A 15,375-nucleotide genomic window follows, 5' to 3' on the forward strand; every position below is an offset into this window, starting at 1 on the left:
TCCTAAACGGCGTTCCCGGCTTGCAAACGGATGGCGACCGCGTTGCGGTGGGCGTCCAGCCCTTCTGCTTCAGCCAGCGTCATTACGATTTGTGCCAAATTATCCAGCCCCTTTGGGGTTAACTCCTGTACGGTGTAGCGGCGACAAAAATCCGCCAAAGACAGGCTGGAGGCGCTGCGTGCCGCTCCATAAGTCGGCAGCACGTGGTTGGTGCCACTGGCGTAATCGCCGACGGACTCCGGTGACCACGGCCCTAAGAAGATGGAGCCTGCGGCACGCAGTTTAGGCAGCAGGGATCTGGGATTGCCGGTGTTCACAATCAGGTGCTCTGGGCCATAGGCGTTACTTATCTCGCACGCCTCATCCAGATTTTCACAGATGAGGATTCGGCTTTGGGACAGGGCGGTGCGAGCGGTTTCAGAGCGAGTAAGCGCCGCCAGTTGGCTTTCGACTTCGGTTAACACCGTATCCGCAAACCCTTGGGATAGGCAGACGAGCATCGCCTGACTGTCTTCGCCGTGCTCTGCTTGGGACAATAAGTCCGCCGCTACAAAGGCTGGACTGGCATCGTCATCGGCAATCACCAACACTTCCGATGGCCCTGCGGGCATGTCGATGGCGCATCCTTGTTGGCTGACTTGAGTCTTGGCTTCGGTGACAAAACGGTTGCCCGGACCAAAGATCTTATCAACCTTAGCCACGGTGTCGGTGCCATAGGCCATGGCGGCTACCCCTTGGGCACCGCCAATGGGATAGAGGGCGGTAACGCCGCAGCGCCAGGCCGCATAACAGATGGCGTCATTGACCGGCGGTGGTGTGGCCATCACTCGAACGCTGCAGCCAGCGATGCGCGCCGGCAGCGCTTGCATCAATACTGAGGACACCAAAGGGGCACTGCCGCCGGGTACATAAAGGCCAACTCGTTCAATGGCTTCACTTCGAAGCTCGCAAAATACACCAGGCTGAGTCTCCACCTTCACCGTGGTAAATGCCTGAGCACGGTGAAACTGCTCTAAGTTGTCGATGGCGGCATCAATGGCTTGTTTCAGTTCTAGGGCGATGCGAGCGCCTTGCTCGGCTAACTGGTCGCTATTCATTACCAGCGACTCTGGCGCCCTCCCATCAAAACGTTGGCTCAGTTCGATAAGCGCTTGGTCACCTTGACGTTTTACCTGGGACAAAATCTCGGACACCGCCTTACTAAGATCTTGGCTTTGCACCTGTTCAGCGCGTGCCAGCAGAGCACGCTGCTGCGCTGGGTCTTGAGTATTCCAAACAAAGGTTTGCATGGTCATAACGGCTCTCTTATCCCAGCATCTTTTCAATGGGCAACACTAAAATTGAGCTGGCACCTAGGGCTTTTAGCTCCTCCATGGTGTCCCAGAATAGGGTTTCTGAGCTTACTGCGTGCAGTGCCACTCGCTCTTTGTCGTCGGCCAATGGCAAGATTGTTGGGTTTTCGGCACCAGGCAGCAGGGAGATCACCTGTTCCAGCTGCGCCTTGGGGGCGTGCAGCATGATGTACTTGCTCTCTTTGGCTTGAATCACGCCATTGATGCGAGTCAGCAGTTTGTCCACCAGCTCTTGGGTGGCGGTATCCAGTACTTTGGTGCTTTGAATTAGAGTGGCTTTGGAGCGGAAGATCACCTCTGCTTCCTTAAGGCCATTGGCTTCGAGGGTTGCGCCTGTGCTGACTAGGTCGCAGATGGAGTCTGCTAATCCCGCTCGAGGGGCGACCTCCACCGAGCCTTTGAGCATGCAGCTGCTGGCATTCACGCCGGCGTTGTCTAAGTAGCGCTGCAGCAGGTAAGGGTAGGTGGTGGCAATACGGGTGCCAGCTAGGGACTGGGGCCCTTGGTATTGAGCGTCTTTATCGATGGCGATGGAGAGGCGACAGCCGCCAAAGTCCAAACGGCGCAGAGTGGCAAACTCGGCACTGCGATTGGTGGCACAGCGCTCAAGGCGTTCCTCTTCCAGTACGTTTTCACCCACAATGCCAAGGTCGACTACGCCGTCCATTACCAATCCAGGAATGTCGTCATCGCGAACACGAAGTATGTCGATAGGCAGGTTTTGGCAGTGGCTTAACAGGCGCTGGTCACGAAGGTTGAGTTTTAAGCCTGCGCCTTTGAACAGGGTGGCGCACTCATCGGCCAGTCGTCCCGACTTTTGGATGGCGATACGCAGGCGAGCCTGAGTGTTTGGGGTGGCTTGGCCAAGTTGTTGGTTTGAGGTTTGGTTTAGTGTCATCTGTTTCAATCCTGTTAAAAAGCGAAAAACCCTGGCACTTGCTCCAGGGTTTTTGCGTGTTTTCAGGTTGAAACCGCTGGAGGTGCCGTTTAAACAGCAGCCTTCCAGCGAAATGCCAAAGGCTACCGCATGGAATGGTGATGATGTAGCGCAGTAAACATTGGCATTGCTTGATTCCTTTAAGTTTGCTGACCTCTTGTCAGCAAAGTAAAAATAGGGTGACCAAATTTAGGTCGTGCTTTTAAGCTAAAACAGGCTTTTTAGAATTGCAACTGCCAATGTAAAGTTTTTTAGCATTGCTGAGTTTGGCGCAGCAAAGTGGGTTCTGATGCTTGGCTGAGACAGGTAACTGATTGGCAGCGACGGATAATTGTCTATTTTTAATTATCCAAACAGTTGGCTTCTGGTGGTAAGCAACCACTGTGGCATAATGGCGACCCCATTTTTCCTAAAGACGTTTCATGGCCCGTTTCCCCACCAAGATAGAGCAGGCGTTTAGCCGAGATGGCATGCTGGCGGACAAGCTGAATCAGTTTCGCTATCGCAAGTCACAACAGCAGTTGGCTAAGGCGATCGCCAATCACACTAAGCCAAGACAGGTTTTGGTGGCCGAGGCGGGTACGGGCATTGGCAAGACCTTTGCCTACTTGCTGCCTGCGCTGTTAAGCGGCAAAAAGGTGGCCATCTCCACTGGAACCAAAAACCTGCAAGATCAGTTGTTTTTCAAAGACGTTCCCGCACTTTTGCCTCTAATTGAGGCCGGTTGCAAGGTGGCGCTGTTAAAAGGCCGAGGCAATTATCTATGCCCTCATCACCTTGGTCGTCATCTGGCGGATCCGGAAAACCAAACCCCCATCGAGATGGATCAGATGATCCGCATTCGCAGCTGGGCCAATGGCACCAGCACCGGCGACATGGCGGAGATGGACTCACTGGCGGAAGACGCGCCAATTCTTCGTAAGGTGACCTCCACCAACGACAACTGCCTTGGGCAGAAATGCCCAGAGTTTGAGCGCTGTTTCTTAAAACGTGCTCGCGCGAAGGCGCTGGCGGCGGACGTGGTGGTGATCAACCACCATCTGTTTTTTGCTGATTCTAGCCTCAAAGAGACCGGCTTTGGTGAGCTGCTGCCGAAACTCGATTGGATCATGTTTGATGAGGCCCACCAGTTGCCCGATATTGCGCTTAACCGCTTCGGTGAGCGATTTAACTCCAGTTCACTGGTGTATTTGGCTCGGGATGTAAAGCGGCTGTATCAGCTACTGAAGGATTGTAAGTCTCTGGAAACTAAAGCAGACGATCTTATCAGTTGGAGTGATGACCTCGCCGAGGCCCTGAGTAAATTTGGCATTAGCAACTGGTTGGAGCTGGTAAAGGTAGAATCGGTTATCTACACCTTGGGCGGCGTGGCCACTGCGTTGGCGAGGCTGACGAAGGAGCTGGGCTTTCACATCGGTCGTGATGAGTTGGCAGACAACTGTTATGAACGCAGTGCTCGGCTTCAGGGGATTGTGGAGCATTTCATCAAGCCAGAACCGTCTCAAGTCTACCTGCTCGAACGGCGCAATCAGGGCTTTAGTCTGGTGTCAACGCCGCTGTCAGTGAGAGACAAGTTAACCGAGCTCTATAACCAGTACCACTGCGCCTGGCTGTTTACTTCAGCAACCCTGCAAGTTGATGGTAACTTCAGTTATTTTACCAAGCAGATGGCGTTAGATAGCGCCACTACCTTAACCTTGGACAGCCCGTTTAATTATCAAAAACAGGCGCTGATGTGTGTGCCTCGAGGATTGTACGAGCCCCATGATGCTCGCATGGCAGATCAGCTTACTGAGATCGCCGACAAGCTAATCAATGCCGCCGATGGCCGCACCTTTTTGCTGTTTACCAGTTATCACATGATGCATCAGGTGGGAGAGCGGCTCAGTCGGCTGCAGACGCGGCCGCTGTTGGTTCAAGGGATGGACTCTAAGCGGCAGCTTTTGCATCGTTATCATGCCTATGGCAATGCCGTTTTGTTGGGGACAAGCGCATTTTGGGAAGGGGTTGACGTTAGAGGCCGAGGCCTGTGCTGTGTTATGATCGACAAATTGCCCTTTGTGTCTCCGGACGATCCGCTGGCTCGCGCTCGAGTCAATGCTTGTGAACGCAGTGGCCAAGATCCCTTTACCACAGTGCAACTGCCACAGGCGATCTTGGCGCTTAAACAGGGCGTGGGTCGCCTTATCCGCAGTGAACAGGATCATGGGGTGTTGGTCATTGGGGATGCCCGTTTGGTGCACCGGCCCTATGGCCAACAGTTTTTAGCCAGCTTGCCGGCCATGAGCCGCACTCGCGAGTTGGACAACGCATTAATTAAGTTAACACAGTTACGAGAACAGTAATGTCAGAGAAGATCCTTATCATCGATACCGCCACCGAAAACTGCTCAGCGGCACTAGTGATTGATGGCAACGTGACCAGTTTGTGTGAGGAAGCGCCTCGCGAGCATAGCCAAAAGATCCTGCCGTTTGTGAAGCAGTTGCTGGACGATGCCGGTGTAGTTCTTGAGGATCTGGATGCCATCGGTTTTGGTCGCGGCCCTGGAAGCTTTACGGGTATCCGCATCGGTACCTCAATGATGCAGGGCATGGCGCTGGGCGCTGAACTGCCGGTACTGCCGATCTCAAACTTAGCGGCCATGGCGCAAGGGGCAATGGATAACGGTGCTAAAACCGTGATTGCTGCCATTGATGCCCGCATGGGAGAAGTCTACGTGGGCCGTTATGAAAACGTTGACGGCCTAGCCACACTGATTGAGCAGGAATTGGTGATCGCCCCTGATGCGGTTATGGCATTGCCGCTGATACAGGGTGAGGATCTCACCGCCGTGGGGACCGGTTTTGAAACCTACCCAGAACTTCTGGATAACGGTCGCCTAAACCTAGATGGCCAATGTCGTCTGCCAAGTGCTAAGATGATGGTACCGCTAGCCTTATCTCTGTTTTCTAAAGGGTTTGCGCAGCCACTGGAGAGCGTCGAGCCGGTTTATCTACGGGATAACGTGGCTTGGAAGAAAGCCCCTGGCAAATAACACCACTGCTGAAATACGTTGTCTGAGGAATCGATAGATGTTGCAACCCGTTGGTTTACAGCCCCAAAGCTTACCGGAGAAGCAGCCGCTTCGCCGTGGGCAGGCGGTGGCCGTAGAGGAGGTTGCCACGCCGGTTCGCACCCAGCTAGTGGTGCCAGCGGATGCCCAAACCTGGCAACAGTTTCAGGCGGGCAGGGCACAGCTGGTTAATGATCACTCGGAATCGGCGGCCATTAATGCCTATCAAGAGATGTCCAATCATCAACTGCGACAAGATCTGCAAGCGATGATTGGCGTCGATCTTTACGTTTAGAAACTTTTTTCTTTTTCGTAACCTTTGAATTCCTATGAAAAGTCAGTAGCGTAGAGCCCGACACTAAGGACAATAGGACTCATGGATATGAAACCCTTTCTGCGCACTGCGCTTCTTATACCTACCTTGCTGTTAAGTGGTGCCGCTTGGGCCCATGGCAGTGATTCAGACGTTGATGCCAAGCTGCAGCAGTTTGCTCAAGGGGAGCATCGAAGCGAGAAAAACATCGCCCGAAACCCGTATCGTAATCCCGCGCAAACTTTGTCGTTCTTCGGTATCCATCCCGACATGACGGTGATTGAGCTTTGGCCTGGCGGTGGCTGGTACAGCGAAATTATTGCGCCTTATCTGAAAGATAACGGTCAGTTCGTGGCGGCCAACTTCGACACCAGCGATAAGCAGACGGTGAATTTCTATAAAAACGCCGGTAAGCGCTATCTGCAGAAGGTCAAAGATAACCCAGAGATCTACGGCAACACCAAGGTGATTAACTTCGACCCAAGCTTGTCTCCAGACTTAGGCGTGGAAGCCAGCGCTGATATGGTGCTGACCTTTAGAAACCTTCATAACTGGGCGATGAAAGGCAAGATGGAAACCGTGTTCCAATCGGCTTTTGAGGTGCTCACCCCTGGTGGCGTGTTTGGCGTGGTTGAACACCGCGGCACTGCACAGATGCCAGCGGAGTCTGGTTACATGGATGAAGCCGAGGTTATCGCTCTGGCGAAAAAAGTTGGCTTTAAGCTGGCGGCCAAATCGGAAATTAATGCCAATCCAAAAGACACCAAAGATTACGAGCGAGGCGTATGGACGCTGCCGCCAAGCCTGCGCTTAAAAGAGAAAGATCGCGAGAAATACTTAGCCATTGGCGAGTCTGATCGCATGACGCTTAAGTTCTACAAGCCAGAGATCTGATTTTATAAACAATAACGTAACTGCTCCAACCAGTTAGTCTGGTTGGAGTTTTTGCGTTTGCCGTCAGGACAACTAAGGGGGAGTTATGGCAACCTTGCTGCCGCCAACGGAAGTGTCGTTTACATTGCCACACATTCGATTGACCGCATTACACTGGGGAGAGGCAGACGCTCCGCTTGTTGTCTGCTTGCATGGCTGGTTGGATAACGGTAACAGTTTCGCCCCTTTGGCCCCGTATCTGGTGCGGCAAGGGTATCAAGTGCTGGCGTTGGAATTTCCTGGTCACGGCCATTCGGATAATCGTAACCCAGGGAACTTTTATCATTTTCTCGATTACCTGTATGAGCTGAAGCTGCTGTGGCCCATGTTGAATCAACCACCGGCGCTGCTGCTGGGGCACTCCATGGGGGGCATTCTTGCCAAAGCGTTCGCGGCTCTGTACCCCGACTGGGTTGATAAGCTCGTGGTAGTCGAGGCTTTAGGTCCCTTAACGGCAACCGAGAAAGATACCGCACCGAACTTAAGGCGCGGCTTTGAAAGCCGAGACAAGCCAAGTTCGACGGGCAGTTACGCCAGTCTCGATGCCTTGTATCAAGCACGGGCTGCGGCGGGTGGATTTGCATTGCCCTTGGCGAAACTGCTTATGGATCGGAATCTTTGCCAAGGGGACGATGGCCGGTGGAGCTGGCGCTCGGATCCGCGGCTGAGAGTGCGCTCCGCTTGGATGATGACCGAGGCGCAAGCGGCCTCGTTGATGTCAGAGTTGACCTCATCGATGCTGGTGGTCTTGGGCGAGCAAGGCTTTGAGGAGTTAAAAGCCCGATGGCCTGAGCGACAAAATTGGTTTAAACAGGCTCGGATGCAAACCATCCCTGGTGGTCACCACTGCCACATGGAGCACCCTGAAGCCCTTTCACGATTTATTTTGGCCGAATTGGCTTAAAATTTCGTCGAACGCGCCGCCAAACGCTGTGTTTCGTCGGTGCGATCGCTAAAATTAGCAAACTTATTAGAATTCACTCGCTTTGCAGTGGCAGGGCGATGCAAACAGCTCTAACAGTAGTCCTGTTCGATGCAAAGGAGAACAGAGTGGAAAAGGCGTGGCTAAACAGCTATCCGGCGGACGTGCCGGCAGAGATTAATCCTGACCAATACCGTAACTTGCTGGATCTTTTTGAGCAGAGTTGCCAGAAGTACGCCGATCAGGTGGCCTTCATCAACATGGGGGCGGTGTTGACCTATCGCCGCGTGGAAGAGCAGAGCCGAGCATTTGCGGCTTATCTGCAAAATGACCTGAAACTGCAAAAGGGCGATCGAGTCGCCATTATGATGCCGAACCTGCTGCAGTACCCAGTGGCGCTGCTGGGCGTGCTGCGTGCTGGCATGGTGGCGGTTAACGTCAACCCTCTCTACACCCCCCGAGAGCTCAAGCATCAACTCTGTGATGCCGGTGCCAAAGCCATTGTGTTGGTAACCAACTTTGGTCAGAGCCTGCAGCAGATTGTGGACGATACGCCGGTCGAGCACGTGATTCTGACCAAAATTGGCGATCATCTGTCGGCCCCGAAACGCACCGTGGTCAACTTCGTGGTGCAGTACGTGAAGAAGATGGTGCCGAAATACCATCTTCCCTATGCGATCTCCATGCGCAAAGCGCTGTCCCGTGGCCGCCGTATGCAGTACGTCAAGCCGAGCATTGCCAGTGAAGACATCGCCATTTTGCAGTACACCGGTGGTACCACCGGTGTGGCCAAAGGCGCCATGCTGACTCATCGCTCTTTGATCTCAAACATGTTGCAGGCCAACGCTCATTTCGGCGGTATCTTGAAAGACGGCGAGGAGCTGGTGGTGACGCCACTGCCTCTCTATCATGTGTTTGCCAACACCGTGAATTTGCTGCTGTTCTTGAAGCTGGGTGGTCAAAATCTGCTTATCACCAACCCTCGAGACATGGCTTCGTTTATTAGCGATCTGAAAAAGTACCCGTTTACCGCCTTAACCGGAGTCAACACTCTGTTTAACGGCTTGCTGAACCAAGATGAGTTTAAAAATGCCAATTTCAGCGAGTTCAAACTCACCATTGGCGGTGGCATGGCGGTGCAGCGCGCGGTTGCTGAAAAGTGGAAACAGGTAACGGGAATTCCGCTGATCGAAGGTTATGGCCTGACGGAGTGCTCGCCGGTTGCCGCTGCGGGAACTTACAATCAGCAGGAGTATACCGGAGCCATCGGGTTGCCTTTGCCCTCTACTGATATGCGCGCCGTTGATGAAGCTGGTGAGCCTTTGCCTCAAGGCGAGGTAGGTGAGCTTCAAGTGCGGGGCCCGCAGGTGATGAAAGGCTATTGGCAGCGCCCGGAAGAGACGGCCAAAGTGATGACCGGTGAAGGCTGGCTCTATACCGGCGACATCGGCTACATGGATGAGAAAGGTCAGTTCTTTATTGTTGATCGTAAGAAAGACATGATTCTGGTCTCCGGCTTTAACGTATTCCCTAATGAAGTGGAAGACGTGGTGGCCAGCCACCCGAAAGTTCTGGAAGTGGCCGCCGTTGGGGTGCCTCACGAAGTATCAGGTGAACTGGTTAAAGTGTTCGTGGTAGCGAAAGACCCAACCCTGACCGACAAAGAGGTGATCGCCCATTGCCGGAAAGAGTTAACCGGATACAAGGTGCCTAAGCTGGTGGAGTTCAGAGACGAGCTGCCGAAAACCAACGTGGGTAAAATTCTGCGCCGTGAGCTGCGCGAAGAAGAGTTAAAGAAGGCGTAGCCGATGAATCTTGATTGGCAGTGGATTGATAACGATGACCAGTTGGCGCAGCTGTGCCAGCAGTGTCGCCAGCACGATGCGGTAGCGCTGGATACCGAGTTTGTTCGAACGCGAACTCTGTATGCCCAGCTTGGTTTGATTCAGATATTCGATGGCACCACCTTGGCCTTGGTGGACCCATTAGCGATTTCCGATCTGACGCCTTTTTGGCAGCTATTGGAAGATGAGTCGGTGGTTAAGGTGTTGCACTCTTGCAGTGAAGATCTGGAGATCTTCGCGCAGCAGGGCAAAGTGCAACCCAAACCGCTGTTTGATACTCAGGTTGCAGGAGTGCTGCTCAATAAAGGCGGCGCCATGGGCTATGGCAAGCTGGTTCAAGCCTATCTGGACATTGAGCTGGATAAAGGCGAAGCGCGCACCGATTGGCTGCGTCGGCCTCTATCAGATAAGCAGCTCAACTACGCGGCGGCGGATGTGTTCTACTTGCTGAAAGTGTACCGAATGATGGATGAGGAGATTCAAACCCTTGGCCGTCACTCTTGGCTACTGCAAGAGGGTCAGCGATTGACCTCGGATCGCCTGTCTCCAGTGAACCCAGATTACGCCTACTTGAAGGTAAAAAATGCCTATCAGCTTCGCCCAGAGCAGTTGGCCATTTTACAATCATTGGCGGCGTGGCGGTTAAAGGTCGCGCAGCAGCGGGATCTGGCACTGAATTTTGTCATTAAAGACGCCGCGTTGCTTCAAATTGCTAAACGAGCACCTCACTCCATTGGCTACTTGGCTCAGCTTGATTGTCTGACTGAACGAGATGTCCAGCGCCATGGTCGCAACATCATCAATGCAGTTGCCGCCGCGAATGTGGATAATCCGCCCCCGCCGGTGGATCCATTGAACGCGGATCCAGAGTTTCGTGATGCTGCCAAGAAGGTGCGAAAGCTGCTACTGGCGCTCTCTGAGGAGCATCAGGTGGCCAGTGAGATGCTGGCATCGAAAAAGCTGGTGCAGCAGTATCTAAAGTGGCGATTTGCGCCAACAGAGAGCTTACCGATTATTTTGCAGGGTTGGCGAGGCGATTTAGTTTCAAACGCCCTTTCTGAGCTGACGTTGTAGAAAAAGCATTCTAAAAGAACGAATTTTTATGAGCGACATTTCCCCTAGGGAGGTGTCGCTTTTTTAGTGGTTCAGGCTTTTTTAGAGCGCTTGCTTTAAACAAATGTTCCAAATGAATGTTTAATTATCAACAACCTGTCTGGTCGTACCACTTCGTTTCTAGGGTTAAGTGCTTGTGTTTCTTGTTAATTCAATGTGGTTTTGGGGCTGACATCACCATGATCTTGTGTGATTATGGTCACAATAACCGTTTAAAAAGCGAAACAAGTCGAATGTAAAACGGCATGGATAAGCCGTCTGGAGAAGGAGCGACAACATGGATAAGGTGTGGCTATCCAGCTACCCAGCAGGGGTGCCTCAAGAGATTGATGCGGATAGATATTCATCGGTAGTTGATCTGTTTGAGCAGTCGGTATCGCGCTTTTCAAGCCGTGATGCGTTTATCAACATGGGACGTACCATTACATACGAAGAGCTGGATAAACAAAGTCGAGACTTTGCGGCCTACCTTCAACAGGATTTGAAGTTAAGTCCAGGTGACCGCGTCGCCATCATGATGCCAAATCTGCTGCAGTACCCCATCGCACTGTTTGGTGTGCTGCGAGCTGGATTGGTGGTGGTAAACGTTAACCCGCTGTACACCGCGCGCGAATTAAAACATCAACTGACCGACAGCGGCGCAAAAGCCATTGTCGTTGTTTCAAACTTTGCCGCCACCTTGGAAGAGGTAGTGGCAGAAACGCCGGTTGAACATGTCATTCTTACCAACCTAGGGGACCGCCTATCTTGGCCAAAACGGTCGCTGGTAAACCTAGTGGTTAAGCACGTCAAGAAGATGATTCCCAAATATGATCTTCCTGATGCCATCAGCATGAACGCCGCCATCAAGCGCGGTAGCCGAATTCCTTTCAATAAACCGACCATCGACAGCGAAAGCACCGCATTTCTTCAGTACACCGGAGGCACCACTGGCGTAGCCAAAGGGGCGATTCTGACCCATCGCAATATGCTGGCGAACCTAGAGCAGGTAAGCAGCTGGATTGGTCCAACCCTGGAAGAGGGCGAGGAGATGGTGGTTACCGCTCTGCCGCTGTATCACATCTTCGCGCTGACCTGTAACTGCCTGACGTTCATGAAATTGGGCGGCACCAACTTGATGATCACCAACCCAAGGGATATGCCGGAGTTTGTGAAGATCATCGCCAAGTACCCGTTTACGGCCATTACTGGGGTAAACACCTTGTTTAATGGACTGCTGAACACCCCTGGATTTTCGGATCTGGACTTCAGCAAGCTGAAAGTGGCCCTTGGTGGCGGCATGGCGGTTCAACAAGCGGTGGCCTCTCGCTGGCAGGAAACCACGGGGGCGCGCCTGCTTGAGGGCTACGGGTTGACCGAGAGTGCTCCAGTGGCTTCTGTGGCACCTTATGATTCTAAAGGGTATGACGGCACCATCGGTTTGCCATTGCCATCGTGTTCCATTCGATTGATCGATGAGGATGGTAATGAGGTACCTCATGGGGAGCGCGGTGAGCTTCAGATCCACGGCCCACAGGTGATGAAAGGTTACTGGCAGCGTCCGGAAGCGACCGCGGAGGTGATTGACGATGACGGTTGGCTGTCCACCGGCGACATTGCCACCATGGATGACCGTGGCTTCTTCAAAATTGTGGATCGTAAGAAAGACATGATTTTGGTCTCTGGTTTCAATGTGTTCCCCAATGAAATTGAAGATGTGGTGGTGATGCACGATGCGGTTGTTGAGGCTGCGGCCATCGGGGTGCCCAATGAAGTGTCCGGAGAGGTGGTGAAGGTGTTTGTGGTGACGAGTAAAAACACCGACAAAGACTCCATTATTGCTCACTGTAAGCAGCACCTGACTGGCTATAAGATTCCGAAAATCATCGAGTTCCGTGACGAGTTGCCTAAGACCAACGTCGGTAAGATTTTGCGCCGGGCATTACGCGATGAGGAACAAGCGGCCTAATTGATAACAAAGATGTGAACAATCAGGCGCTTCATGACATTTTGTGAAACTTAATTACAGGCAATCTTCGGGTTGCCTGTTTCGTTTTGTGATCCAGTTAGTATAATTGCGCGGCCATGTGTTGCTTAGGTACAGTTTGGCTTGCTTGAGCAACAACCTTGGCGTATTTCTATAGGAGTCCCCTAGAGGTAATGGAGGCCTTAAGTGCCGGTAAGATACCCCTTAGATTTTCGTTGGCAGCTGGCATTCGATGCCATCGGTTTTGATCTGCCACGCTTGGAATCGGAAGCCAAACTGACGAAATGCAGTCTGGGTAACCCCAGTGCCACCGTCAAAGGTGAACAATATCTGCAGCTATGGCGAAGCATGGAGCAACAGCTTCCTCCGGCGCAATTAGCCCTGTCTTTGAGTCACCTCTGTGGTAGTGGCCGATTCAATCCCATGCTGCGGGCGATGGTCAGTTGCGATAATTTGCTGCAAGCCTGTGAACGCATGGCAAGTTTCACCCACGCGTTTGGACCGCAGACCATGTCGGTGGAAACCAAAGAGGATCTGCTGCTAATCCACTTAGATAGTGATCTTCCTCAGCCCCTGTCGATGATTTTAACTCAGTGGCAGTTGCTGCTGACGGTTGCCCATTTGGCGAGTCGCCAATCGATTAACGTTACCTCCATTCAGCTAAAGCAGCCTGATGAACAAGCTCATTGCTGGGCTAAACAGTTCGGCGCACAGGTGATTCCAGCTCAATCGAACACCCTGGTGATTGGCCGCGGCCAGGCCAGTTTGCAGTTTAAGCCCCTTGCCGATGGCGTGTGGCAGTTTTATGAGCAAGACGTTCTAACCAACATCCGCCGATTGTCGTCCAGTGAATGCGACGGTGAACGGGCGTTGTCGGTGCTGCTGAACGCGCTGCCTGCGGGCAAGATTCAAAGCAAAGCGGTGGCCTCGCAGATGGGAATCGGTTGCCAGACTTTGCAGCGCCGTTTGGCAAGCAAAGACAAAACTCTAAAGAAGATTCAGGTCGAGGCTCGGAGGATGCTGCTCAACAGCTATCTGAAGTTTGAGTACGTCAGCTTGCAGGAGCTGACTTTGCTTCTGGGTTTCGAGGATGAGAGCAGTTTTGGACGCGCTTGCCAAAAATGGTATGGCTGTACACCGAGACAGCTTCGCTCTCAGTGGCCTCTAGCCAGTTAGTGAGTAGAGCACTATCACCAGATAGAACAACGGCAGCCCAAGGGCTGCCGTTGTTCTTTTTAATACCTTGAAGATCACTGCAGCTGTTCCAAACTTAACTGGCAATTATGGCGGGTAATACGCCGTCAAATGGATTTTTAATTAGAAACACAGGAGGTGTTTATGAGTGACCATCGTACTCAATGGCGTTGTTCGGTTACTGTAACTTCGGCAGGGCCGGTGGCGGCTTTAACCTGCATCAGCAATCAATCTGCGCAGACTCAGTTTAGAATTAAAGGGATCTGCTACTCTCCTTGTCCGATAGGTGCTTCCAATAAGGAGGGGGCTAATTGTGGTGATTGGTTTTGGGATACCTATCAAGCAGGGGCAGCCACAATTACCAGTTGGGAGCAAACTTGGCGTAGTGATTTAAAAAAAATTAAAGCGCTCGGAGTAAATACCATCAGGGTTTACAGCATGCTAAGCAAGCAGTTGCCCACTGAGTATAATGCCGATACAGTCTATACCCACCAAGCGTTTTTGGATGCCTGCTTCGAGCTTGAGCTGTTCGTATTAGTGGGGTTCCCATTACCACCGACATTGTTTGACTATGGACAGTCACCCCAACTTGGAGCCAGTTGGTGGGAAGATAATCTTACACAAACACTCACTGCTCTAGGGCAACACCCCGCTGTGATGGGGTTTGTGATCGCCAATGAGGTCGACAATAATACTGTCGATACCTACTCTCGTGATGCCGAGAAAAAACAGTATTGGTGGAGGCAAATTGAATCCATGGCGGCGAAAGCCAAAGCGGCTGCACCAGATAAATTAGTTGGCATTGCCAACCATGATGACCCGAAAATCCCTCGATTGTGTGAGACCGAAATGGCAGCATGCCCGAGTGTGGATTTCTGGGGGGTGAACAGTTATCAGCCTCAGAGTTTTAGTTCGGTATTCGGTGGCTCTAATAACGCTAAGGGCTATGCCACATTAGTCGGCAAGGCATTAAAGCCAGTCATTCTTACCGAATATGGTTTCCCCTCTACCTCTAGAACCACCGCTAACACCTTGGTGCCGGTTGAGATTATGTCGACGCAAGAGACGCAAACCCGTGTAGCTAAGGTGTTGGACTCGATGTTGCCCCAAGCTTATGCGGAACAGTTGAACTTAGGGGTGTGCTATTTTGAGTTTTGCGATGAGTGGTGGGATCAATCGGAGTACAATATTGTTAAAAACCAAAGCTGCCCCAAAGCTAAGGGCCCAAATAAACCAGATGGTGGTGCTGGTGCGACGGGCTTAGTTCCGCCGAATAATTACACATGGTTTGGTGGCCCAATCGCCTGCGGTTTTCCCAATTATTATTGGGATAATGATGGTTTTGGTCTCTATTCCGTTGCGGTTGGACATAACCGTACTCCCTCACAGCCATGGAATTTTGAAAAAAATGAACCGGCGCTACCTCTTGATGAACGAGCTGCCCGTACGCCGGTGATAAAGGCGGTCACTGAATTTAATAGTATGTGCTTAATTAGTGGCTTTGTTAGTGAGATCACCCAACTTGATAACAACCTTGTTCAGGTTGCGATCAGCTCCAATGAATATGGCCGTATTCCTATTAGCGCCAAAGCGGGTACCTTAACGAACTACCTTTACGCACCGAGCGAATTGGACGACAAACAGGAGCAGTTACTTCAACAAGCTAAATCCAGTGGGGTTGGCGTAACGGTTGCGTTTACGAGCCGTCAAGGCTCCCGTCATTTGAGTGCGGTGGTTGTACAGTGAGGG

The 15,375-nt window shown here is 52.2% G+C and carries 12 protein-coding genes; 10 read left to right on the forward strand and 2 right to left on the reverse strand.

Annotated elements, in window-relative coordinates; all coding sequences use genetic code 11:
- Nucleotides 1-2: 2 nt before the first annotated feature.
- Together hisD and hisG are read right to left on the reverse strand one after the other, a co-directional pair.
- Complete coding sequence (gene hisD / locus FCL42_RS15965; RefSeq protein WP_136864459.1) at nucleotides 3-1,289, reverse strand: histidinol dehydrogenase; 1,287 nt, start codon at nucleotides 1,287-1,289, stop codon at nucleotides 3-5.
- Nucleotides 1,290-1,305: 16 nt separating this feature from the next.
- Nucleotides 1,306-2,250 carry an ATP phosphoribosyltransferase gene (gene hisG / locus FCL42_RS15970; protein WP_136864427.1) on the reverse strand — a complete coding sequence of 315 codons (945 nt, stop codon included), beginning with the start codon at nucleotides 2,248-2,250 and terminating at the stop codon, nucleotides 1,306-1,308.
- A gap of 461 nt (nucleotides 2,251-2,711) precedes the next feature.
- Between hisG and FCL42_RS15975 the strand changes: the two genes are divergently transcribed.
- From FCL42_RS15975 to FCL42_RS16020, 10 genes are all read left to right on the forward strand, one after another.
- On the forward strand, nucleotides 2,712-4,634 hold the full coding sequence (locus tag FCL42_RS15975) for an ATP-dependent DNA helicase (RefSeq protein ID WP_136864428.1): 1,923 nt from the start codon (nucleotides 2,712-2,714) through the stop codon (nucleotides 4,632-4,634).
- Nucleotides 4,634-5,323: a tRNA (adenosine(37)-N6)-threonylcarbamoyltransferase complex dimerization subunit type 1 TsaB gene (tsaB, locus tag FCL42_RS15980; protein WP_136864429.1), complete on the forward strand. Its 690-nt coding sequence runs from the start codon at nucleotides 4,634-4,636 to the stop codon at nucleotides 5,321-5,323. The genes FCL42_RS15975 and tsaB overlap by 1 nt, the downstream gene beginning before the upstream one ends.
- A gap of 37 nt (nucleotides 5,324-5,360) precedes the next feature.
- Entirely contained in the window at nucleotides 5,361-5,636 is a 276-nt protein-coding gene (locus FCL42_RS15985) for a hypothetical protein (RefSeq protein ID WP_136864430.1), read from the forward strand.
- A gap of 87 nt (nucleotides 5,637-5,723) precedes the next feature.
- A complete protein-coding gene (locus FCL42_RS15990; RefSeq protein WP_136864431.1) occupies nucleotides 5,724-6,548 on the forward strand; it encodes a class I SAM-dependent methyltransferase in 825 nt (274 codons plus the stop codon).
- A gap of 85 nt (nucleotides 6,549-6,633) precedes the next feature.
- Entirely contained in the window at nucleotides 6,634-7,491 is an 858-nt protein-coding gene (locus FCL42_RS15995) for an alpha/beta fold hydrolase (RefSeq protein WP_136864432.1), read from the forward strand.
- Between the two features lie 146 nt (nucleotides 7,492-7,637).
- The gene (gene fadD, locus FCL42_RS16000) at nucleotides 7,638-9,314 is read left to right on the forward strand and encodes a long-chain-fatty-acid--CoA ligase FadD (RefSeq protein ID WP_136864433.1); all 1,677 of its coding nucleotides are present in this window, start codon (nucleotides 7,638-7,640) and stop codon (nucleotides 9,312-9,314) included.
- A gap of 3 nt (nucleotides 9,315-9,317) precedes the next feature.
- Entirely contained in the window at nucleotides 9,318-10,427 is a 1,110-nt protein-coding gene (rnd, locus tag FCL42_RS16005) for a ribonuclease D (RefSeq protein WP_136864434.1), read from the forward strand.
- Nucleotides 10,428-10,743: 316 nt separating this feature from the next.
- Nucleotides 10,744-12,414: a long-chain-fatty-acid--CoA ligase FadD gene (fadD, locus tag FCL42_RS16010; protein WP_136864435.1), complete on the forward strand. Its 1,671-nt coding sequence runs from the start codon at nucleotides 10,744-10,746 to the stop codon at nucleotides 12,412-12,414.
- 204 nt (nucleotides 12,415-12,618) lie between these two features.
- Nucleotides 12,619-13,608 (forward strand): helix-turn-helix domain-containing protein, encoded by a 990-nt coding sequence (locus FCL42_RS16015; RefSeq protein ID WP_136864436.1) that lies wholly within the window; start codon nucleotides 12,619-12,621, stop codon nucleotides 13,606-13,608.
- 162 nt (nucleotides 13,609-13,770) lie between these two features.
- Nucleotides 13,771-15,372, forward strand: coding sequence for a glycoside hydrolase 5 family protein (locus FCL42_RS16020; RefSeq protein ID WP_136864437.1), 1,602 nt, complete (start codon nucleotides 13,771-13,773; stop codon nucleotides 15,370-15,372).
- Nucleotides 15,373-15,375 lie beyond the last annotated feature (3 nt).

Source organism: Ferrimonas aestuarii, assembly GCF_005116665.1.
Taxonomy (GTDB): domain Bacteria; phylum Pseudomonadota; class Gammaproteobacteria; order Enterobacterales; family Shewanellaceae; genus Ferrimonas; species Ferrimonas aestuarii.

What these genes read in the sequence shown, in the direction of transcription:
- FCL42_RS15995 (WP_136864432.1), top strand. Translation starts at nt 6,634, where the DNA reads ATGGCAACCTTGCTGCCGCCAACGGAAGTGTCGTTTACATTGCCACAC.
- hisD (WP_136864459.1), bottom strand. Translation starts at nt 1,289, where the DNA reads ATGCAAACCTTTGTTTGGAATACTCAAGACCCAGCGCAGCAGCGTGCT.
- rnd (WP_136864434.1), top strand. Translation starts at nt 9,318, where the DNA reads ATGAATCTTGATTGGCAGTGGATTGATAACGATGACCAGTTGGCGCAG.
- fadD (WP_136864435.1), top strand. Translation starts at nt 10,744, where the DNA reads ATGGATAAGGTGTGGCTATCCAGCTACCCAGCAGGGGTGCCTCAAGAG.
- FCL42_RS15990 (WP_136864431.1), top strand. Translation starts at nt 5,724, where the DNA reads ATGAAACCCTTTCTGCGCACTGCGCTTCTTATACCTACCTTGCTGTTA.
- FCL42_RS15975 (WP_136864428.1), top strand. Translation starts at nt 2,712, where the DNA reads ATGGCCCGTTTCCCCACCAAGATAGAGCAGGCGTTTAGCCGAGATGGC.
- tsaB (WP_136864429.1), top strand. Translation starts at nt 4,634, where the DNA reads ATGTCAGAGAAGATCCTTATCATCGATACCGCCACCGAAAACTGCTCA.
- FCL42_RS15985 (WP_136864430.1), top strand. Translation starts at nt 5,361, where the DNA reads ATGTTGCAACCCGTTGGTTTACAGCCCCAAAGCTTACCGGAGAAGCAG.
- hisG (WP_136864427.1), bottom strand. Translation starts at nt 2,250, where the DNA reads ATGACACTAAACCAAACCTCAAACCAACAACTTGGCCAAGCCACCCCA.
- FCL42_RS16020 (WP_136864437.1), top strand. Translation starts at nt 13,771, where the DNA reads ATGAGTGACCATCGTACTCAATGGCGTTGTTCGGTTACTGTAACTTCG.